This is a genomic window from Sorangium sp. So ce362, from assembly GCF_051519845.1.
GTDB lineage: Bacteria > Myxococcota_A > Polyangia > Polyangiales > Polyangiaceae > Sorangium.
On sequence record NZ_CP150332.1, the window covers coordinates 6,074,689 to 6,096,381 of the forward strand.

Consider the following 21,693-nt stretch of genomic DNA (forward strand, 5'->3'; position numbering starts at 1 on the left):
AGGGATGTCCATCGCAGAGCTCTTGCGCGCACGCGGCCTCTCCCCGAAGAAGGGGTTCGGACAGAATTTCCTCGTCGACGTCGAGGCGGCGCGCCGGATCGCCGAGGCAGCCACGACGCCGCCAGGTGGCGCGGTGCTCGAGATCGGGGCGGGGCTCGGCGCGCTCACGCGGCCGCTCCTCGCTCGCGCCGCGCACGTCGTCGCGATCGAGCGTGATCGCGACCTCGTCCCGATCCTCCGCGAGCAGCTCGCCGACCCGATCGAGGGCGGCCGGTTGACGTTGCTCGAGGCCGACGCCGCGCAGGTCGACTGGGTCGCGTCGCTCTCCGGTCACGCGCGCCCGCACACGGTGGCCGGCAACCTCCCGTACCAGCTCACCGGCCGGCTCCTCGAGCAGGCCACCACCATCGCGGACCAGATCGATCGCGCGGTGTTCATGGTGCAGCTGGAGGTGGCGGAGCGCCTCGTCGCCGCCCCGGGCAGCGGCGACTACGGCGCGCTCTCGGTCTTCGCGCAGGCCGCGTTCGACGTGCGCCGCCTCCTGATCGCGCGCGCCGGCGCGTTCTACCCGAGGCCGGAGGTCAACTCCGCCGTCGTCGTCCTGACGCCGTCGCGCCCGCGGCGCGCCGAGGAGACGGACGCCTTCCGCGCCGCCGTGCGCGCCGCCTTCTCGGCCCGCCGCAAGACGCTCCGGAACGCCTGGAAGAACCTCTACGGCTGGTCGTCCCAGGAGCTCGAGCGCCACGCGAAGGACGCCGGCATCTCGCTCGACGCGCGCGGCGAGACGCTCAGCGTCGAGGCGTTCGCGCGGATCGCCGCCCTCCGAGATCGCTGACCGCAGCCGCACACGGGCGTTCCCTCCCCGAGGAGAGGGGCGCGAGGCACGGGACCCCGCATGAGAACCCAGGGCCTGAGGCCGTCCCCCCCACCACGAAGCGTCGGCACGAAGCGCGGCAGGATTTCTGGCGCGCAGCCACTAGTCGGACGCGCAGGTCCATGCTAGTGGGCCGCGCGACTCGTCAAAGCTCGTACGAGGAGGACTCCCGCTCCATGGTTGTTGGAAAGATCACCCAGGTCATCGGACCGGTCGTCGACGTCGATTTTCCGTCCGGCCAGCTACCCAAGATTCTGAACGCGCTCAAGCTGAGCAACCCGAGCATCTCGGCCGAGCCCGACAACCTCGTGCTCGAGGTCGCCCAGCACCTCGGCGAGTCGACGGTGCGCACCATCGCGATGGACTCCACCGACGGCCTCGTGCGCGGGATGGAAGTCCGCGACACGGGCAAGCCCATCATGGTCCCGGTCGGCAACGAGTGCCTCGGCCGGATCCTGAACGTCGTCGGCGTACCGATCGATGACGCCGGCCCCGTGCATGCCAAGAAGCTGTCGCCGATCCACAGGGAGCCGCCCCCGTTCATCGAGCAGTCGACCAAGGTCGAGGTCTTCGAGACGGGCATCAAGGTCATCGACCTGATCGCCCCCTACCGCAAGGGCGGCAAGATCGGCCTCTTCGGCGGCGCCGGCGTCGGCAAGACGGTGCTCATCCTGGAGCTCATCAACAACGTCGCGAAGGCGCACGGCGGCGTGTCCGTCTTCGCCGGCGTCGGTGAGCGGACGCGCGAGGGCAACGACCTCTTCCTCGAGATGAGCGAGTCGAAGCTCGCGGACGGCAGCCCTGTCATCTCGAAGGCTGCGCTCATCTACGGCCAGATGAACGAGCCGCCGGGCGCTCGCGCCCGCGTCGCGCTCTCGGCGCTCGCCGTCGCCGAGCACTTCCGTGACGAGGAGGGCCAGGACGTGCTCCTGTTCGTCGACAACATCTTCCGGTTCACCCAGGCGGGCTCCGAGGTGAGCGCGCTCCTCGGGCGTATTCCGAGCGCCGTCGGTTACCAGCCGACCCTCTCGACGGAGATGGGCGCCTTCCAGGAGCGCATCACCTCGACGACGAAGGGCTCCGTGACCAGCGTGCAGGCGATCTACGTCCCCGCCGACGACCTGACCGATCCGGCGCCGGCCACGGCCTTCGCCCACCTCGACGCGACCACCGTTCTCTCGCGCGCGATCTCGGAGCTCGGCATCTATCCGGCCGTCGATCCGCTCGACTCGAACTCGACGATGCTCGATCCCCAGATCGTCGGCGAGAAGCACTACTCCGTCGCGCGGCGCGTGCAGCAAACGCTCCAGCGCTACAAGGATCTCCAGGACATCATCGCCATCCTCGGGATGGACGAGCTCAGCGAGGACGACAAGCTCGTCGTGTCGCGCGCCCGCAAGATGCAGAAGTTCCTGTCGCAGCCGTTCTTCGTCGCGGCCCAGTTCACCGGGCTCGAGGGCAAGCTCGTCTCGCTCAAGGACACGATCTCGGGCTTCGAGGAGATCCTGGACGGAAAGCTCGACCACATCGCGGAGCAGGATTTCTACATGGTAGGCAATATCGACGAGGTGAAGGCTCGAGCGTCGAGGAAGGCGGCCTGACGCGGCCATGGCCGATACAATCCTCCTCGAAATCGTGACGCCCACCGGCGTCGCGCTGCGCGAGCAGGTCACGGACGTGACCGCGCCGAGCGTCGCCGGCGAGTTCGGTGTGCTCCCGGGTCACCTGCCTCTGCTCGCCGCCCTCCGGACCGGCCTCGTGACGTACCACCAGAACGGCCAGGAGCACCGCCTGGCCGTTCATCACGGATTCGTCGAGGTCGTCAGCGATACGGCGCTGCTGCTCACCGAGCGCTTCGCCAAGAAGGATGATGTCGACGTCGTGCGGGTGCGCCTCCGGCTCAAGGAGGTCGATGCAGAGCTCGACCACTGGCAAGGCGACCTGACTGATCCGCGTCGCCGCGAGCTCATCGAAGAGGAGCAGTGGCTCGCCACCGAGCTCGAGCTCATCGGCGATCCGCCTCCTCCGATGGTTCGCGAGGATACGCGGTTCCTCGCCGACCACGCCGAGGCGCCGTCGATCGAGGAGATGGTCGAGGCCTCCCAGCCCGACGAGAGCCTCACGGACCACAAGAGACCCGGCTCTCCGTTCCCCGATCCGAAGTGACGTACCTGGCGGCTACCGCCTTGCGCGCGCGGCCGCCGCACAGGACACTGTTCTCCACACAGGCCGCGAGGGTCTTGGGGATCTCCCGCCTCGCGAGCTACCCGCACCGCCAAGGCGCTGGCGCAAACGGCGCCACGCTGTCTGGGTCCACCCGTGATGTTCTGCGGGCCCCGCGCGCACGGGGCCACCAAGGCAGCCCATGATCACTCCGGAGACGATCGCGCTCGTGAAAGAGCGCACGGATCTCGTAGCGCTCATCGGCGAAAGCGTGCGCCTCACGCGCCGCGGGCTCTCCTTCGTCGGGCTCTGCCCCTTTCACAAGGAGAAGACGCCCAGCTTCCACGTGAACGCGAACCGCGGGTTCTATCACTGCTTCGGCTGCAAGGAGACCGGCAGCGCCATCGACTTCGTGATGAAGCTCGAGGGCCGGACGTTCGCCGAGGCGGTGCGCGCGCTCGCCGAGCGCGCCGGCATCGAGGTGGCGGAGTCGCTGACCGACGCCGAGCGGCGCGAGGCGCAGGCGGCGCGCAAGTCGAAGGACGACCTCTACGCCGTCAACCACCTCGCCGCGACGTTCTTCGAGCACAGCCTCCGCGGTGGCCCGGGCAGCGGCCCCCATCCGCTCGCGCGCTACGCCCACGAGGAGCTCGTGCGACGCGGGCTGCCGCTCCGCGACGGCGATGGCGGCGTCGACCCGATCTCCGATGCCCTCCAGGCGTTCCGGATCGGCTACGCCCCGTTCGGCTGGGACGCGCTCGCGACCTACCTGCGGCAGCAAGGCATCTCCCCGGTCCTCGCGGAGCGCGTCGGGCTCCTCGTGCCGCGCTCCTCGGGGAGCGGCCATTACGACCGCTTCCGCCACCGGCTCATGTTCGCCGTGACCGACGTGATGGGCCGGGTGATCGCGTTCAGCGGGCGCGCGTTGCCCGATCCGAGCCCCGCGGAGCTCTCGTCGCTCAGCCTCACCGGCCCTGCGCCGCAGACCGACGGCGCGCCGGCCAAGTACATCAACAGCCCCGAGTCGCCGATCTACACGAAGGGAGAGCACCTCTTCGGGCTCTACCAGGCGCGCCAGGCGATCCGGCAGCGCGGCGAGGGGGTCCTCGTGGAGGGCAACTTCGACGTCGTCGCGCTCCACGCGCGCGGCATCGGCCACGCGGTCGCTCCGCTCGGGACCGCGTTCACGCCGGCACAGGCGAAGCTCATCAAGCGCTTCGCGCCCGTGGTCATCCTGCTCTTCGACGGCGACGCGGCCGGCAAGAAGGCCACGCGCGCGGCGCGCTCCCCGTGCCGCGAGGCGGGGCTCAGCGCGCGCGTCGCCGTGCTGCCGGCCGGCGTCGATCCCGACGATCTCGCTCGCGAGCACGGCCCGGAGGCGGTCGCGCGCATCCTGAAGGGCGCGCGCGGCCTGCTCGAGCACGTCATCGACGAGGCGCTCGACGGCGACAGCTTCGGCGGCTCGTCGCTGCCCGAGCAGCTCGCTCGCGTACGCGCCGTGGCCGCGTTGCTGGCCGACGAGGACGATCCGAACCTCAGGATGATGGCGAAGCTCTACGCCGATCGTGTCTCCTCGAAGCTCGTCATCGGCGGTCGCTCACCCGACGACCTCCGGCAGCTCGAGCGCGTCGTCGAGGAGTCCCTTTCCCGGCCGCGGAACCAGCCCAGCCGCGAGGTGACCCCCTCCGGACAGACGACCGAGACGTGGGAGCACGCGCGCTCACGCGCGCAGGTCCCGGAGGTCAGCCTCGAGATCCTTGGCGCGATCCTCGATTTTCCCGAGCTCATGGCCGACGATGAGGTGCAGACCGCGCTGGAATGCCTCGAAGGCGAGGTCGCCCTGGCAATTGCCACAGTGCGTCAAAATTTCACATTTGAAATGGGTCTTGCCGCCGGCGAATTTCTTGCGCAAGTCCCGGCTCCGATCCATTCATTCGCGGCTGGACGGCTGGTCTCGCCTGTCTTCGAAGCGGCCTCAACGGCCAAGGCGACGCTCTTGGAGAACTCACAAAAGTTGAGCAGGCAGGCCCTGGCGCGACAGAAGGCGGCCGTCATGAGCCAGCTCCAGAAGAGCGCGGTCGATGCCGATGCTGAAAACGCTTTGTTGCGTGAGCTATTCCAGCGGAGAGCGGGGGGGCTCGGTCTTCCTTGATGCGTTCCGTGTCGCCCCTACGTGGCGACCCGACGTGCGGATCCCTAGGGTTTGTCGGAATCATTTGGTGTCTTGTCGGTCGCGGCGAGCTGGTCGCCGTAAGTGGAGCATGAGGTAATGGCGAGCAAGGCCAAGCAATCTTCCGGTCGGGCAGGCGGGGTCGCAAGGGCGGCGGGGGGCGGCGCGCTGAACGGCGCGCGGCACGCATCGACACGCGGGCACGCTGAGGCAGGAGCACGCCCAAGCAACAAAGGAGACGCGGGCATCCGAGCCGAGCGGTCCGAGAAGGACCGGAAGACCCTGGAAAAACTCGTCGAGACCGGCAAGAGCAAAGGCTTTCTCACCTACGACGAGGTGAACGACGCGCTCCCCGCGGACGTCGCGCCCGATCAGCTGGACGACGTGGTGGGCGCCCTCGGCGACGAGGACATCGAGATCGTCGACGGCGCGACCCAGGTGAAGATCGCGCCGAAGCGCATCGCGGACGAGGAGGCGGGCGAGAAGAAGCTTGTCGTCACGCCCGACCGCGAGGAAGAGGACGTCGACTACTACTCGAAGTCGAACGATCCCGTCCGGATGTACCTCCGCAAGATGGGCAGCGTCTCGCTGCTCACCCGCGAGGGCGAGGTCGAGATCGCGAAGCGGATCGAGATCGGCGAGCAGAAGGTCAACGCCGCGATCCTCGACTCCCCCATCGCCGTCCGCGAGATCATCGATCTCGGCGAGAAGCTCCGGAAGCACAAGATCCGGGTGAAGGAGCTCATCAAGGACGCCGAGAACGACGACCAGGAGTTCGACGAGGAAGAGGCCGACCGGCGCATCATCCGCCTCATCGACAAGGTGAAGCGCGTCGACAAGAAGAAGGCGGAGCTCGTCGAGGAGCGCAAAGACGTAAAGACCGAGGTCCGCCGCAAGCAGATCGACGTCGAGGTCACGCAGGCGACAGCCGAGCTCGTGACGACGCTCGAGGAGATGCGCCTCAACAAGCGGACGATCGACAAGATCGTCCAGAAGCTGAAGAGCCTCATCTCGAAGGTCGAGAAGGCCGAGGCCGGCGCGACCGAGCTGGAGCGCCGCACGGGGCTCTCGAAGGGCGAGCTCAAGCGCGAGCTCATCAAGGTGAAGGGCAACCGCGCCCTCGAGGGTCGCCTCGCCAAGAAGCTCAACGTCAACCGCGAGGAGCTCAACGACTTCGAGTCGACCATCAAGAACGCCCAGAAGGGCCTGAAGAAGGTCGAGGAAGAGCTCAACATCGACGTCCTGGCGATCCGCGACACCTACGAGAACATCCGCGAAGGCGAGCGGATGGCGGAGCGCGCCAAGGCGGAGCTGGTCGAGGCGAACCTCCGCCTCGTGGTCTCCATCGCGAAGAAGTACACGAACCGCGGGCTCCAGTTCCTGGACCTCATCCAGGAAGGCAACATCGGCCTCATGAAGGCCGTCGACAAGTTCGAGTACAAGCGCGGCTACAAGTTCTCGACGTACGCGACGTGGTGGATCCGGCAGGCGATCACCCGCGCGATCGCGGACCAGGCGCGGACGATCCGCATCCCGGTCCACATGATCGAGACGATCAACAAGCTCATCCGCACCTCGCGCTACCTCGTACAGGAGTACGGCCGCGAGCCGACCCCCGAGGAGATCGCCGAGAAGATGGAGCTCCCGCTCGACAAGGTGCGGAAGGTCCTGAAGATCGCGAAGGAGCCGATCTCGCTCGAGACCCCGATCGGCGAGGAGGAGGACTCGCACCTCGGCGACTTCATCGAGGACAAGAGCGTGATCTCGCCGGCGGAGGCGGTGATCAACATGAATCTCGCCGAGCAGACCCGGAAGGTCCTGAAGACGCTGACGCCGCGCGAGGAGAAGGTGCTCCGGATGCGCTTCGGCATCGGCGAGAAGAGCGACCACACCCTCGAAGAGGTCGGTCAGGATTTCGAGGTCACCCGCGAGCGCATCCGGCAGATCGAGGCCAAGGCGCTCCGCAAGCTCCGGCACCCCAGCCGGTCGAAGCAGCTCAAGAGCTTCATCGACAGCTAGTCCGTGGGCTGGCCTGCTCGGCATCCGATGGCAGCCTCTGCGCGCGCACCGCGCGGCCGGGCTCTCCCCGGCGAGCCGCGCGCTCGCGCGGGGAGGAGCCCGCTCGGCGCGCAGCGCGCCGTCGCGGCCTTCCTCGTGGTCGCCGGCGCGCTCCATGGCGCCGGTTGCGGCAAGACCATGTCCGAGGAGGACTGCCGCAGGGTCGGCGAAGCCATGCGCGCCGCGTGGACGGCGGAGGTGAGGCGGGTGGGGCCGGCGGAGCCAGGGGGCTCGGGGAAGGCGACGGTTGTGCTCGCGAGCGAGGGTGAGCGGCTCTCGTCGGAGTGGACGTCCGACTGCAAGCGGGAGCTCACCGGGAGCGAGGTGGACCCGGGCGAGCTCGACTGCCTCACGCGCGTGAAGACGCTCGAAGAGCTCCGTCGGTGCGCCGCGCCGTGAACGCCGGCGCGCGCGCCGAACAGGCGTGACGGGCGCGCCGCGACGACTTCAGTTCAGGTAGCGCTTGTCCTTCGGGGGGTCCTTCTGGCCGCCGGGGATGACCCGGAGCGAGGCGCCCCCGGCGCGGCCGCGCGCCGCGGGTACGCGGCGGAGCGCGACGGACTGCGCCTGCAGCTGGCGGAAACGCATCCGCAGGTAGAAGCGCCGCAGCGGGGAGAAGTCGCCGAAGAGGTAGCCCGCCAGCATGCCGCCGAACGGCGTGATCAGCCCCTCGTGAGGCGCGCGCATGGAGATGACGTTGAGCACCGAGATGGCGAAGATGAAGACGAGCAGCATCGTGCCCGTCACGGGGAGGACGAAGAAGAGACGGACCGTGGTGTGCCGGTGCGCGAGCGCCCACGCGACGGCGACCGCCTCGATCATCCCGAGCCCGCCGTAGAATACGGGCTGCGCCACCTTCGGGAAGAGCGCGCCCACCGCCACCTGGAGCGCGAACGCGAAGGCCGCGGAGCCGAACAGGAACGCCAGCATCCGGCCGACGCCCCAGCGCTCCTCGAGCGAGGTGCCGAGGAAGTACAGGCCGAGCAGCGTCATGACGAAGTGCCACGGATCGCTCGGGCTGTGGATGAGCGGCGCGGTGAGCAGCCGCCACACCTGACCGTGGAGGACCCGATCGCTGATGCCAACGAACGGCGCGAGCACGCCTTCCCCCGCGCCCCCCCAGTTCAGCCCGAGGGTGAACATCACCCAGATACAGCCGATCGCGATCATCATCCCCAGCAGGGCCTTGCCTGGTTTGGGGAACCCCATTGAGCTGTGCTCCGGGCGCATAGCTTTCCACCTAACAGCCGCGCCCCCGCCGGGCAACCGCCGCCCCCTTACTTTACGGCGATTCGCCCCCCGGCCAGCGCCCGCACGACGAGCGCGACGCTCGCCGCGCGCCATCCTGGACACTCCGGCAGGGCACGCCCGGCGTGCGCGCGGGGCGCCGGGCAGCGCGCGCGCCATCGGCCGGCGCGCCCGGCGGGAGGCCATTCACGTCCCTGCTGCGTCCGGCGCCCGGCGACTCAGAAGAAGTTGCCGATGTTGAACTCGAACTTGTACGTCTCTTCGTAGGGCAGCCGCTTGAACGGGAAGCCCCACTCGAAGCGCAGCGGCCCGAGCGGGGAGAACCACCGGAACCCGAACCCCCACGAGGTGCGGACATCGAGCAGACGCTCGATCGAAAAGCACGGGTTCGTGACGTCGTGCGGCGAAGCGGGGGCGGCGTTGCAGTAGAGCTTCTCGAGATTCCACGCGTTGCCGAGGTCGGTGAACACCACGCCCTTGATCTGCACGGCCTCGATGAGCGGGAACTCCAGCTCGAGGTTCTGGTAGTACATCAAGTTGCCGCCGATGTTTGCGCCGTTCACGATGGGCGGGGAGTTCGGATCGAGGGACTCGCGGAGCGGGAGCCGCGGGCCGATGTCCCGGATCTCGAAGCCGCGCACGTCGAGGATGCCGCCCAGGAAGAAGCGGGCGAAGACCGGCACGCCCTCCGGGTTGGGGCTCGTCACCATGCCGGCCTCGGTGTTCAGCTTGAGGACCAGGCTGTCCGTGATCGGGTAGTAGAACCGCCCCGTGGCGCGATACCGCAGGAACTCGTTCTGGCTGCCGAGCGCGCTGTGGGCGAGCTCCACCGAGCCCTGCAGGTAGATGCCTGAGGTCGGGAAGAGCTGGTTGTTGCGCGTGTCGTAGGTGAGCGCCGGGCGGATGCTGGACGTGATCCCGTCGTTGAAGAGGTTGTAGAGCGGGAGCCGCTGAAACGTGGACCGCGGGTCCGCCGTGCCGAGGCCGGTCGACGTGGAGGACGAGATCTCGTCGTTCTCCAGCGTGTAGGTCAGCTGCGCGCGGAGCTGCGGCTCGATGAGCGGGTAGCCGAGCGTGAGCGAGCCGCCCGTGGAGGTCTGCGAGAACTCCTTGTAGGCCCGCAGCTGGTTGTAAACGCTCACCGCCGCGGAGAACGGGCTGTCGAACAGGTAGGGCTCGAAGAAGCGGACGTCGATGAGGCGCCGCAGCCCCGAGATCTGCGCCTGGAGCGAGAGCGACTGGCCGCTTCCGAGCAGGTTCGCCTGCTGCACCTGCGCCGTCGCGATGAAGCTCTCGACGCTCGAGAAGCCAGCCCCGATCTGGAAGGTGCCCGTCGGCTTCTCGCCGATGTCGACGTTGACGTTGATGTGCTGGGCGTCCTCGCCCTGTTCGGTGGAGATGTCGACCCGCTCGAAGTAGCCGAGCGCCGTGATCCGCTGCTTCGACCGCTCCAGCTTCGTCTCGCTGAACAGCTGCCGCTCCTCCACCTCCAGCTCGCGGCGGATCACCTTGTCCCGCGTCTTCGTGTTGCCGCGGATCTCGATGCGCCCGAAGTAGACGGGCTGGTTTCTGCGGATGCCGACGGTGATGTCGACCTCGCGCCTGTCCGGGTCGAGCTGGGTGTCGGGCGAGGCCTCGACGTTGGCATAGCCGGCATCCCGGTAGAGCGTCTGGATCGCGCTGAGATCCTTCGCCAGCTCGGCGCGGTTGAACCAGTCCCCCGGCTTGGCCCGCACCATCTCGCGCAGCGCCCGGCGCCCGCCGAGCGGCTCGATCTCGCGCCCGTCGGCGTCGCGCTCGTACACGCGGAGCGAGCGGATGCGGAACCGCGGCCCCTCGTTGATCGTCAGCGTGACCTCGATGCCCGTGCGGTCAGGCGTGAGCATCACCCGGGGCGTCGCGACCTGCACCGCGAGGAAGCCGCGATCGTAGTAGAGGGCGTTGATCACGAGGACGTCGCGCTCGAACATGTCCTGGCGGAACGGGCCGCCCGTGCCGAAGGCGAAGAACCCTCCCTGCCCCGTGAGCATGACCTCCCGGAGCTCCTCGTCCGGGATGTTGTGGTTCCCGATGAACGTGATGCGCCGGACGGTGACGGGCGCGTGCTCCTTGATGGTGAACTTGAGGGTGACCTGGTTCTCCCGCTCCGGTTTGACCTCGTAGCTGACCTCGGCGAGGAAGTAGCCCTCCTCGGCGTACTTATCGCGGAGCTTCTGCACGCCGCGGCGGACGGCCGCGTAGCTCAGGATCGTGCCGGTCTTGATCTCGACCGAGAGCGCCTCGGTGAGGTCCTCGCTGTCGATCGCGTCGTTGCCGGAGAACTCGATGGCCTTGATGCTCGGGCGCTCGCGGACGAGCACCCGCAAGCTCACGCCGTCGTCGCGGCGGGTGAGGTCGACCTCGACGTCGTCGAACAGGCCGGAGTCCCAGAGCTCGCGCACGTCGCGGGCCAGCCCCTCGGGGGTGAACGGCCTGCCGACCCGCGTCTGCCCAAGGTAGACGAGCACGTCCTCGGACGAGATCCGCCGGTTGCCGGCGATGGCGACCTGGACCACCGGCTGCCCGCGAGCGAGCTCAGCCTCCGTGGGTGCCAGGTCGAGCGTCGGTTCGGCCGTATCGGCGGCCCCCTGCGCAGGTGTACTGGAGCCTGGCTGGGCTCCCCCGGTCGCGTTGGCCGGGGCAGACGGCTGAGCGGCACCGGCCGGAGCGGGAGCCGGCGGGGCGCCGCGCCCGGGCGCCTGCGTGTCCGGAGCACCTCCGGGCACCTGAGCTGCCGCAAGCCGGGGCCGTATCGCCGCTGCCGCAACGAACACCAGGAAGAGGCCGAGCCAGACGAGCCGCTGCCAGCGGCCGGGGAGGCGAAGCATTGAACGGGTGCCTGTCGCGTACAAGGCGCCACCCCGTAGCCCAGTGCGCCGTGAGTCTCAAGGGCGGACGCCGAAAACAGGGCGTCGCCGACCGATCGCGCCGCGAACCCCCTGCGTGCGGGGTCGATCTCTCGGCCACTTGACGCTATGCCAGGGGCCGCACGAACGCAGGCGAGCACGCGCTGCCAGAAATTCCCGCGAGGCAGCCTTGACCGAGCGCGAGGCCCTGGGTAATTGCCGAGGCTCGCCAGCGTTCACCTGAACATCGGAGCACCTGCTCAACCGGTGCCCGATCACTCCCTGGAGTAACGCGTGTCTCGAACCCCCTCCCTTCCGTCCGACGGTGAGCCGCCTCGCAAGGGCCGCCGTGGCGGCCGGCCCGGTGATAGCGAGCCTCCGCCGCCCCCGGCGCCCGACACCTCGCTCGCCGAGGAGGCGCAGCGCCGGTACCTGAACTACGCGCTCAGCGTCATCACGTCGCGCGCGCTCCCCGACGTGCGCGACGGGCTGAAGCCGGTGCAGCGCCGCATCCTCTACGCGATGCTGCACGACCTGCACCTCGGGCCGGACGCGAAGTACCGGAAGAGCGCCGCGGTCGTCGGCGACGTGATGGGCAAGTACCACCCGCACGGCGACGTCGCGATCTACGACGCGATGGTCCGGCTGGCGCAGGACTTCGTGATGCGGGCGCCGCTCATCGCCGGCCACGGGAACTTCGGCTCCCTGGACGGCGATGCCCCGGCGGCGATGCGTTACACGGAGGCGAAGCTCCGCCCCCTCGCGCTGGAGCTGCTCGGCGAGCTCGGCCAGCGCACCGTGAATTTCCGCCCGAACTACGACGGCACCCGCTTCGAGCCGATCGTCCTCCCTGCCCGCTTCCCGAACCTCCTCGTGAACGGGTCGCAGGGGATCGCGGTCGGGATGGCGACGAGCATCCCGCCGCACAACCTGAGCGAGGTGATCGACGCCTGCGTCGCGCTGATCGAGAACCGCGAGCTCACCACGCAGCGGCTGCTGTCGTACGTGAAGGGGCCCGACTTCCCGACGGGAGGCCAGCTGCACGCGACGAAGAAGGAGCTCGAGGCCGTCTACACGTCCGGCCAGGGCTCGCTGAAGCTCCGCGGCGAGTGGCTGCAGGAAGAGGGCGACGGCAAGCGCGGCGCCGTACCGCAGATCGTGATCACCTCGATCCCGTACGGGATCGAGCGGAAGGCGATCGTCGAGAAGATCGCCGAGGTGATCCTCTCGAAGAAGCTGCCGACGCTCGTGGACGTGCGCGACGAGTCGACGGCCGAGGTGCGCATCGTGATGGAGCTGAAGCGCGGCGCCGACGCGCAGCTCGTGATGGCGTACCTCTACAAACAGACGCCGCTCGCGATCAACGTGCAGGTGAACCTCACCTGCCTCGTGCCCACCGACAACGCGGACGTCGCCGCGCCGCGGCGGCTCGGCCTGCACGAGATCCTGACGAAGTTCCTCGACTTCCGCTACGTGACCGTGACGCGGCGGCTCGAGTTCGCGCTCGGCGAGCTGAGGCGGCGGATCACGATCCTCGAGGGGTTCGAGAAGATCTTCGACGCGCTCGACGAGGTGATCCGGATCATCCGCAAGAGCGAGGGCAAGGCCGACGCGGCCGAGAAGCTGATAAAGCGCTTCACCCTGAACGAGGAGCAGACGGACGCGATCCTCGAGCTCAAGCTCTACCGGCTGGCGCGCCTCGAGATCCTGCTCGTGCAGAAGGATCTCTCCGAGAAGCGCGCCGAGGCGAAGCGGATCGACGGGCTGCTCAAGAACGACGCGAAGCGCTGGGGGATCGTCCGCGACGAGCTCGTCGAGATCAAGGGATCCTACGGCGAGAAGCGCCGCACGAAGGTGGTCGGCTCGATCGACGAGCCCGAGTACCAGGCGGAAGACTTCATCGTGGCCGAGGACGCGAACGTCATCCTCTCGGCGCAGGGCTGGGTGAAGCGCGTACGCGAGGTGCGGGATCTCTCCTCGACGCGCATCCGCGAGGGCGACAGCGTGCTCGCGGCCGTCGCCGGCTCGACGCGGTCGACGGTCGCGTTCTTCTCGAATCTCGGCGCGTGCTACGTGTGCCGCATCCACGATGTGCCGCAGTCGACCGGCTACGGCGATCCCGTGCAGAAGCTGTTCAAGCTGGCGGACGGCGAGCAGCTGATCGCGATGCTCTCCTTCGATCCGAGGGCGCTCGATGTCCCGGCGCAGACCCCTGACTCCGCCGAGCCGGAGCCTCCCTTCGCGCTCGCGATTACCCGCGGGGGCCTCGGCTTCCGGTTCTCGCTGCGGCCGCACCGCGACCCGTCGACGCGCTCCGGGCGCCGCTTCGCCAAGCTGAACGAGGGCGACGAGGTGCTCTTCGTCCACGCCGTGGACGGCGCCGACAGGGTGCTCTGCGCCTCGAGCGACGCCTGGGCGCTCAGCGTGGCCGTGGAGGAGCTGGCGCTGCTCTCCGGCCCGGGCAAGGGCTCGGTGGTGATGCGGGTCGCCGAAGGCGAGCGCCTGGTCGGCGCCGCCCTCGCCCTCGGCCGGAACGACGTGATCACGGTCGAGACGGAGAAGGGCAAGACGCTCGAGATCGCCGCGGGCAAGATCGCCGGTCCGCGCGGCACCCAGGGCGAGCCGATCGCGCGACGCGACCGCTTCATCCGCGTGGTGCCGCCGGCCGTCGTCGTACCGACGCTGGAGGTGAGCTGAACATGGCCGCCACGAATCCCCCGGTCCGCGCCGCGTCCGGCGCGCGTTACACGGCCGCTGACATCGAGGTGCTCGAGGGGCTGGAGCCCGTCCGCAAGCGCCCCGCCATGTACATCGGTGGCACCGACGCCAGGGGCTACCACCACCTGCTCTGGGAGATCGTCGACAACGCCGTCGACGAGGCGATCAACGGGCACGCGAAGCGGATCGAGGTGACGCTCGACGCCGATCTCCAGGGCGTGACCGTGACCGACGACGGCCGCGGCATCCCCGTCGACGTGCACCCCCGGTACAAGCGCCCCGCGCTCGAGCTCATCTTCTGTACGCTGCACGCGGGCGGGAAGTTCGCGAGCGACAGCTACAAGGTCTCGGGCGGCCTCCACGGCGTCGGCTCGAGCGTGGTCAACGCGCTCTCGGAGCTCGTCGAGGTCCGGGTGCTGCGCGACGGGCTCGAGCACCAGCAGACGTTCTCGCGCGGCGCGCCGATCAGCAAGCTCAAGAAGGGCGCGCCCACCCGCAAGCACGGCACGAGCATCCATTTCCGGCCGGATCCGGAGATCTTCGGGCAGGGCCGGCGGTTCGATCCCGAGACCATCCGCGAGCGCCTGGAGGCCAAGGCGTACCTCCACGGGGGGCTCGCGATCGCGTTCCGCGATCTCTCGTCGGGGGAGTCGATCGAGCTCCTTCACCCGAACGGCATCGCGGACTTCCTGCCGAAGCTGGTCTCCCAGCGCGGCAAGGCCGTGACGCACCCGACCATCTTCTACATCGCGCGCGAGGGCGAGATCCGGCTGGAGTCCGCGCTCCAGTGGACGGAGTCGACCGACGACTACGTGAAGTCGTACGTCAACGGCATCCCCACGCACGCGGGCGGCGCGCACGAGGCGGGCTTCGGCTCCGCGATCGTGAAGGCGGTCCGCGCCTTCATGGACGCGAAGAAGATCCAGCCGAAGGGGGTGACGCTGACGGCCGACGACATCCGCGAGGGGATCGTGGGCGTCCTGTCGATCTACATCCAGGAGCCTCAGTTCCAGGGGCAGACGAAGGATCGACTCAACAACGCGGAGGCAGGACCGGCGGTCGAAGGCATGGTCCGGCCCGCGCTCGAGCAGTGGCTGCTCCACAACGGCACGGCCGGCGAGTCGATCGTGGCCCGCGCGATCCTGGCGGCGCGCGCCAGGGAGGCACGGCGCGAGGCGACCCAGCAGGTCCTGCGGAAGACCCCCGTGTCGCACCGGCTCAACCTGCCGGGCAAGCTCGCCGACTGCGCCTCGACCGATCCCAGCGAGAGCGAGCTCTTCATCGTCGAGGGAGACAGCGCAGGCGGCTCTGCCAAGCAGGGCCGGGATCGCCGGACCCAGGCGATCCTCCCGCTGCGCGGCAAGGTGCTCAACGCGGAGCAGGCCTCGACCTCGAAGGTGCTCGGCAACAAGGAGCTCCAGGACATCGTGAGCGCGCTGGGCTGCGGCTTCGGCAAGGACTTCGACGCCTCCAAATTGCGATACGGTAGAATTTTTCTACTGATGGACGCCGACAGCGACGGCCAGCACATCGCGACGCTGCTGCTGACGTTCTTCTACCGGCACCTGCCCGGCCTGCTCCGCGGCGGGCACGTGTTCCTCGCACAGCCGCCGCTCTACAGGATCGACGCCAGCAAGGAGACGTACTGGGCCCTCGACGACGCAGAACGCGACCGGATCCTCGCGAAGCTCCCGAAGACGGCCAAGGCGGATATTTCTCGCTTCAAGGGACTCGGCGAGATGCCCGCGGAGGACCTCAAGGCGACGACACTCGACATCCGCCGCCGGCGCGCGCTGCGCATCGTGATCGAGGGAGAGATCGAGACCGATCGCATCCTGAACGAGCTGATGGGCAAGGACGCGCAGGCGCGCTTCCGCTTCATCATGGAGCGCGCGCCGAACGCCGAGATCGACGTCTGACATCGATCCCTCGCCCCGGAGATCGCGGCGCCTCCTCGCGCGCGCGCGAGCCGCGTTGGATGCCGGATCGCCGGCTCACATTCATCACCTGACAGTCACGAGATCGCCGCGACGATGTCGCGATCCGTGCGACCGCCGCGGCGTGCGTGCGGCGTGCGCGGCGCACAGGCACGCTGTGCCAGGCACGGGGGATCCCCGGTGGCTGTGCCACGTGAACCGTGGGCCACACCCCTATGACATCGCGAGCTGGTTGACTCGCAAACGCGGCGTTTTGCGCTGTGGAACGCCGATTCACCTGAGCCAGGAGCGCTGAGTCAGCTTGCGGCCTGCTGGTTGCAATACGTCGCGCCGGTGGCCGCGATGACCGCGATGACCGCGGCACATCGCCCTTTCACCGCTGGAGAGGTACCCGTGACGACTGCGCTTCCCATCTCGACTCCGATCACACCCTCCTCGTCCCACAACATGCCGGCCGCACGCTCCCTGTCGGTTCCGGCCACGCCCATCGCAGCCGCGAGCAGCGGGTCGGTCGCACGGCCGACGACGCTCCCGGCGTCCGACGCTGCAACGCCGAGCGACAGCGCGCTGCCGCCGCCCGAGGACGCTTCAGCCATCATGAGCTCGCCCTCCACCCTGCCGCCGCACCCGGCAGCCCCGCTCCCGCGCAGCACCTCGGAGCGGCTCCTGCTCGGTCGCGACCGCATCCGCAGCGCCGCGGAAGAGGGACATAAGATCCGTTCCTACGAGCTCGCACTGGCTCTCAATCTGTCCGAGTTTCATTTCGCGCGGCTCTTCCGTGCCGCCTTCGGGCTATCGCCGCACGTCTACTACGACGAGGTACGCGCGGAACGCGCCCGCACACTATTATGCGAGGGGCACACCGAGAAGGAGGTCGCCCGTCGCATCGGCTTCCGCCGGCCGGCGGAGCTCCGGGTCCTCCTGTCGAAGCGCGGCGGCTCGCTGCCCCCGGCCGGCGAGGCGGAGGCGAGCGACGCCTCGGCCGAGTGATCCGTTGAGTGAACCAACGCAAGACGTCGGCCACGCGAAGCGCCGGAACCACCAGCCCCCCTGGCGCGAGACAAAGTGCTTACCTCCATGACATCGTGATCAGAGTCGCCTGTGCTTGAGTGAGGGGAGATTCGCCCTGACCCGATCGAGGTAAGCAGGGTCGAGCATCGCCATCGCGATCCCCTCCCCTTCGGAGGCCTGAGCGATCACCTCACCCCACGGATCGATCACGCACGACTTCCCGAAGGTCGCCCGCCCGCCGGGGTGCTTGCCCCACTGCGCTGCGGCCACCACGTACGCCTGGGCCTCGATCGCCCGCGCGCGGAGCAGGATCAGCCAGTGGTCCTTGCCGGTGAGCAGCGTGAACGCCGCGGGGACGACGATGGCCTCGGCGCCTTCCGACGAGAGCGCGCGGTAGAGCTCCGGGAACCGGACGTCGTAGCAGATCGACAACCCGAGCTTCACGCCGTCGATCTCGGTGACGACGGGGAGCTCTCCGGCGGTCGTCGATGCCGACTCACGGTACTTCGTGCCATCGGCGATCTCGACGTCGAAGAGGTGAATCTTCCGGTAGCGGGCGGTGAGCCGGCCGTCGGGCCCGAAGACCGCGCAGGTGTTGTACGGCCTCGCCGCATCCGGCGCGCGCTCGGGGAAGCCGCCGGCCACGAGGGTCACCCGGGCGGACCGCGCCGCGTCGGCGAGACGATGCGCGATGGGACCGCCGCCGGCGTCGAGGTCCTCCGCGATGTGGCGCTTTCCTTCCTCGTTGCCCATGTACGCGAAGTTCTCGGGCAGCACGACCGTCGTCGCCCCACGGCCGGCCGCCTCCACGACGCGCGCCTCGATCCGCGCCAGGTTCTCGCTCACGTTCTCCTGGCTGGAGAGCTGGAGGGCCGCCCAGATCACCGGTTTTTGCATGGGGCAAGCCTACCGCACGAGGAACCGTAGCGGACCGCGCGTGGAAGAGCGCGCGGACTTCACCGGATTCCTCGTTGTCCGGACGCGCCCGCAGCTCCGCCGCCGCCCGCAGCTCCGCCGCCGCCCGCAGCTCCGCCGCCGCCCGCAGCTCCGCCGCCGCCCGCAGCTCCGCCGCCGCCCGCAGCTCCGCCGCCGCCCGCAGCTCCGCCGCCGCCCGCAGCTCCGCCGCCGCCCGCAGCTCCGCCGCCGCCCGCAGCTCCGCCAGCGCCCGCAGCTCCGCCAGCGCCAGCCAACCCGACGCTCGCCTCAGCGCACTCGAGCGGCGCGTCGTAGTAGGCGCACCTCGCGCCGCACGCGGCGCACACGCAGGCGAGCACCTGCTGATACGCCCGATGTGCGGCGCCCGCTTCGTCCGGGAACACGCACGCCGTCTGGCAGGCCTTGTTGTGACCGCAGCCCTTGAGGCACACGCTGATCTGCCTGCACCCGGGCTCGCCGTCGCACGCCGAGAGCTGCGCCTCGCAGCGCGCACCGCGGGAGGCGTGCTCGTTGAAGCAATCGCCGCATCGCCCCGCTTCGCCGCCATAGGCAACGACGCACTCGCAGAGGTTCGCCGGCCGAGGCTCCTCGTCGACGCTCGCATCGGGCGCGGCGCCCCCCGCTGCCCCCGCGCCGCTCGACGTGCCGGCATGAGCGCGCGGCGGCGGGAGCCGCTCTTCGGTGCAGCTCGGCGTCGACGCGAACGCGAGCGCCGCCCCCCACGCCGTCGCGCCGCAGAGGACAGCGCGGCCGTACGATCCGACAGGAGCGCGCAGCGCCCTCCACACGAACAACATGATGGAGCAAGCGTAGCCTGCCCCTCACCCGGGACCGAGATCGAGCCGCGCTGCTCACGGCCGTCCGAGGGATCGGCCGAGGTCGCACGGAACCCTCTCCCGGCCGCCGCCGATCGCTCCTATGCTTTGCTGACACATCGCAAAAATTCTCATGGAAATCGCTCCCCTCTCGCTGTTACCGCGCTCCGTGCTCGCCCTGGCCAAGGAGGTCGCGCGCGCGTTGCTCCGGCGGCCGGTCGTCGGGATCGCCGCCGCCGCACAGACCGCCGACGGCCGGTGGCTGCTCATTCGCCGCAGCGACACCGGAACCTGGGCGCTCCCAGGAGGGACCCTGGAATGGGGCGAGACGCTCCGCGACAGCATCGTGCGGGAGCTCGCCGAAGAGGCCGGCGTCGTCGAGGTCGAGCTCGGGCGGGTCGTTGGCGTGTACTCGCGGCCCGACCGCGACATCCGTTTCCACGCCGTGACGGTCGTCGTCGCCGCCCGGATCGGCGCACCCACACGCCCTCCACAGAACCCGCTCGAGATCCGCGAGGTCAGGCTGTTCCGCGAGGACGAGCTCCCGGCCGAGCTCGCGATGGGCATGGGGGACCTCCTCGCCGCCGCCCGGCGCGCCGGCGACACCGAGCTCGAGTGAGCCGAGGCAAGCGATGACGCAGGCACACCACGACGAGGCCGAAGCGCGCATGCTGCAGGGCGGGCTCGCGACGGATCCGACGCACAAGGCGAGGATCGATGAGCTCGCCGAGCGCATCGAGAAATACAGGGCGAGCTACTACGCCGGGCACCCGGAGGTCTCGGACGCGGCGTTCGACGCCCTCGAGGATGAGCTCCGCGCCCTCGATCCCGCGCACCCGGTGCTCGCCCGGGTCGGCTCCGCCTCCCTGATCACGGAGTGGGAGAAGGCGCGGCACGAGATCCCGATGGGCTCGCTCAACAAGGTCGTCTCCGAGGACGAGCTCCGGGCCTGGGTCGCCCGGTGCGACGAGCTCCTCGCGAAGGACGCGCACGACGGCGCCGCGCAGCCGGCGAGCTCCGCCGGTGCCAGCGTCGCAGACGATCTCTTCGTGGCGGAGAAGCTCGACGGCATCTCCATCGAGGTCATCTACAAGGGCGGCAAGCTCGTCGATGCGATCACCCGGGGCGACGGCGAGTGGGGCGAGCGGATCACCGCGAACGTCGCGAGGATGAAGGGCGTCCCCCCGAGGATCCGGGAGCGGGGCCGGCTGTCCGTGCGCGGCGAGATCATCCTTCGCCTGTCGGACATGAAGCGCTATTTCCCCGGCGTCACCAGCCCGCGCAACATGGCCGCGGGCGCGGCCAAGCGGTTCGACGGCCAGGGGGCGGAGCACTGCACGGTGCTGTTCTACGACGTCGCCGATCACCTCGAGATCCCGACGTGCCGGGCGCGCTTCGCGTGGTTGCGCGATCTCGGCTTCGCGACGCCGCAGACCGCTCACGGCGACGTCGAGGACGTCGTGAAGCTCTATCGGCGCTACTCGAGCGAGCTCCGCGCGAGCCTCGACTACGAGATCGACGGGCTCGTCGTCTACGTGGACTCGCTCCACCTCCAGGGCATGCTCGGCGACGTCAACCGAAGGCCGCGCGGCGCGGTCGCCTTCAAGTTCGCGTCGCCGGCCAAGGTGACGACGGTCGTGGCGATCCAGTGGGACACCGGGCCGAGCGGGCGCGTCACCCCGGTGGCGATCGTCGAGCCGGTGGAGCTCGCGGGCGCCAACGTCCGGCGCGCCTCCCTGCACAACGCGGCCAACGTGCGCGGCCTCGGCATCGGGGTGGGCGACGAGGTGCTGGTCTCGCGCCGCAACGACGTGATCCCGTACGTCGAGGAGGTCGTCGAGAAGCGCGGCCCCGTCGCGGTCCCCCCGTCGCTCTGCCCGGTCTGCAGCGCGCCGCTCGTCGTCGAGGGAGAGTACCTCCTCTGCCGGAACGCCGCGTGCCGCGCCCTCATCGAGGGGCGCATCCACAACTGGATCGACGCGATCGGCGCGCTGGAGTGGGGCGACAAGCTGATCGAGCAGGTGGTCGCCGCGGGCCTCGTGCGCGAGCCGCTCGACCTCTACAAGCTCACGGTGAAGGACATCGCCGAGCTCGACCGGCGCGGGGAAAAGAGCGCCACGAAGTGCCTCGACCAGCTGAAGAGCCGGCTCCCGCTCACGCTGCCGGTCTTCCTCGCGGCGCTCGGCATCGAGGGGTTCGCGATCCAGACCGCGCGGCTGCTCGTGTCCGCCGGCTACACGACGATCGAGAAGCTGCTCGCGGCCGGCGAGGACGAGCTCGCCGACATCCCGGGGCTCGGCGCGATCAAGGCCGCGAGCATCGTTCGAGGGCTGCGCGCCCGCGGCGACGAGATCGCGCGGCTGCTCGCCGCCGGCATCGTCCCGGTGGCCCCCGAGGCCGAGGGGCCGCTCGCCGGCCTCACCTTCTGCTTCACCGGCGCGGCCGTGCGCCCCCGCGGCGAGCTCACCCACCTCGTCGAGTCGAACGGCGGCCGGGTGCTGAACAGCGTCACGAAGGAGCTCAACTACCTCGTCCTCGCCGACGTGGCGTCCGCGTCGAGCAAGGCGGTCAAGGCGCGCAAGTACGGCACCAAGCTCATCACCGAGGACGACCTCGACAAGCTCATCGCCGAGCGCCGCGGCGGCTGACCGGAGGAGCCGCCGGGGCTAGAGAGCGCCGGCGGAGCGGCGCGGCTGTCCAGCTGAGCCTCCAGCGCGAGCCCGCGGAACGCGGCGGCCACGGCGACCCTCGACTTCCCCGCGCGGGCGCTCGATCCGCACCTGCGCGCGGGGCAGCCACGCGCGCGCGGAGCTGCCTTCGCCGCCCACGTCGCCCACGCGTGATGAGCTCGCGCATCGCACGAGCGTAGCGGCGGCGC

16 protein-coding genes are annotated in these 21,693 nt (G+C 69.6%); 11 read left to right on the top strand and 5 right to left on the bottom strand.

Annotated elements, in window-relative coordinates:
* Positions 1-4: 4 nt before the first annotated feature.
* From rsmA to WMF17_RS23200, 6 genes are all read left to right on the top strand, one after another.
* Positions 5-835: a 16S rRNA (adenine(1518)-N(6)/adenine(1519)-N(6))-dimethyltransferase RsmA gene (gene rsmA, locus WMF17_RS23175; protein ID WP_437595247.1), complete on the top strand. Its 831-nt coding sequence runs from the start codon at positions 5-7 to the stop codon at positions 833-835.
* 215 nt (positions 836-1,050) lie between these two features.
* Positions 1,051-2,475, top strand: a complete 1,425-nt coding sequence (gene atpD / locus WMF17_RS23180) for a F0F1 ATP synthase subunit beta (protein ID WP_437595248.1) — start codon at positions 1,051-1,053, stop codon at positions 2,473-2,475.
* A gap of 7 nt (positions 2,476-2,482) precedes the next feature.
* The gene (gene atpC, locus WMF17_RS23185) at positions 2,483-3,040 is read left to right on the top strand and encodes an ATP synthase F1 subunit epsilon (RefSeq protein ID WP_437595249.1); all 558 of its coding nucleotides are present in this window, start codon (positions 2,483-2,485) and stop codon (positions 3,038-3,040) included.
* Between the two features lie 199 nt (positions 3,041-3,239).
* A complete protein-coding gene (gene dnaG / locus WMF17_RS23190; protein ID WP_437643280.1) occupies positions 3,240-5,189 on the top strand; it encodes a DNA primase in 1,950 nt (649 codons plus the stop codon).
* A 117-nt stretch (positions 5,190-5,306) separates the two neighbouring features.
* Positions 5,307-7,226, top strand: coding sequence for an RNA polymerase sigma factor RpoD (gene rpoD, locus WMF17_RS23195; protein ID WP_437595251.1), 1,920 nt, complete (start codon positions 5,307-5,309; stop codon positions 7,224-7,226).
* A 27-nt stretch (positions 7,227-7,253) separates the two neighbouring features.
* Positions 7,254-7,664, top strand: coding sequence for a hypothetical protein (locus tag WMF17_RS23200; protein WP_437595252.1), 411 nt, complete (start codon positions 7,254-7,256; stop codon positions 7,662-7,664).
* A 48-nt stretch (positions 7,665-7,712) separates the two neighbouring features.
* On the opposite strand, the gene WMF17_RS23205 is transcribed toward WMF17_RS23200, so the two are convergent.
* Both WMF17_RS23205 and bamA read right to left on the bottom strand, forming a co-directional pair.
* Positions 7,713-8,474, bottom strand: a complete 762-nt coding sequence (locus tag WMF17_RS23205) for a rhomboid family intramembrane serine protease (RefSeq protein ID WP_437595253.1) — start codon at positions 8,472-8,474, stop codon at positions 7,713-7,715.
* 257 nt (positions 8,475-8,731) lie between these two features.
* The gene (gene bamA, locus WMF17_RS23210; protein ID WP_437595254.1) at positions 8,732-11,068 is read right to left on the bottom strand and encodes an outer membrane protein assembly factor BamA; all 2,337 of its coding nucleotides are present in this window, start codon (positions 11,066-11,068) and stop codon (positions 8,732-8,734) included.
* Between the two features lie 624 nt (positions 11,069-11,692).
* Here bamA and WMF17_RS23215 point away from each other — a divergent pair.
* Together WMF17_RS23215 and WMF17_RS23220 are read left to right on the top strand one after the other, a co-directional pair.
* A complete protein-coding gene (locus tag WMF17_RS23215; RefSeq protein WP_437595255.1) occupies positions 11,693-14,095 on the top strand; it encodes a DNA gyrase/topoisomerase IV subunit A in 2,403 nt (800 codons plus the stop codon).
* Between the two features lie 2 nt (positions 14,096-14,097).
* A complete protein-coding gene (locus WMF17_RS23220; protein WP_437595256.1) occupies positions 14,098-16,035 on the top strand; it encodes a DNA gyrase/topoisomerase IV subunit B in 1,938 nt (645 codons plus the stop codon).
* Positions 16,036-16,349: 314 nt separating this feature from the next.
* On the opposite strand, the gene WMF17_RS23225 is transcribed toward WMF17_RS23220, so the two are convergent.
* Positions 16,350-16,652 (bottom strand): hypothetical protein, encoded by a 303-nt coding sequence (locus WMF17_RS23225; RefSeq protein WP_437595257.1) that lies wholly within the window; start codon positions 16,650-16,652, stop codon positions 16,350-16,352.
* Between WMF17_RS23225 and WMF17_RS23230 the strand changes: the two genes are divergently transcribed.
* Positions 16,651-17,043, top strand: a complete 393-nt coding sequence (locus tag WMF17_RS23230; RefSeq protein ID WP_437595258.1) for a helix-turn-helix domain-containing protein — start codon at positions 16,651-16,653, stop codon at positions 17,041-17,043. The genes WMF17_RS23225 and WMF17_RS23230 overlap by 2 nt on opposite strands.
* 99 nt (positions 17,044-17,142) lie before the next feature.
* Here the strand turns inward: WMF17_RS23230 and WMF17_RS23235 are convergent, their stop codons facing one another.
* Together WMF17_RS23235 and WMF17_RS23240 are read right to left on the bottom strand one after the other, a co-directional pair.
* Positions 17,143-17,961, bottom strand: a complete 819-nt coding sequence (locus WMF17_RS23235; protein WP_437643282.1) for a carbon-nitrogen hydrolase family protein — start codon at positions 17,959-17,961, stop codon at positions 17,143-17,145.
* Between the two features lie 59 nt (positions 17,962-18,020).
* On the bottom strand, positions 18,021-18,797 hold the full coding sequence (locus tag WMF17_RS23240; RefSeq protein ID WP_437643284.1) for a hypothetical protein: 777 nt from the start codon (positions 18,795-18,797) through the stop codon (positions 18,021-18,023).
* Positions 18,798-18,948: 151 nt separating this feature from the next.
* Here WMF17_RS23240 and WMF17_RS23245 point away from each other — a divergent pair, with 151 nt between their 5' ends.
* Together WMF17_RS23245 and ligA are read left to right on the top strand one after the other, a co-directional pair.
* A complete protein-coding gene (locus tag WMF17_RS23245) occupies positions 18,949-19,434 on the top strand; it encodes an NUDIX hydrolase (RefSeq protein WP_437595261.1) in 486 nt (161 codons plus the stop codon).
* Positions 19,435-19,447: 13 nt separating this feature from the next.
* Positions 19,448-21,463, top strand: a complete 2,016-nt coding sequence (ligA, locus tag WMF17_RS23250) for an NAD-dependent DNA ligase LigA (protein ID WP_437643286.1) — start codon at positions 19,448-19,450, stop codon at positions 21,461-21,463.
* Positions 21,464-21,693 lie beyond the last annotated feature (230 nt).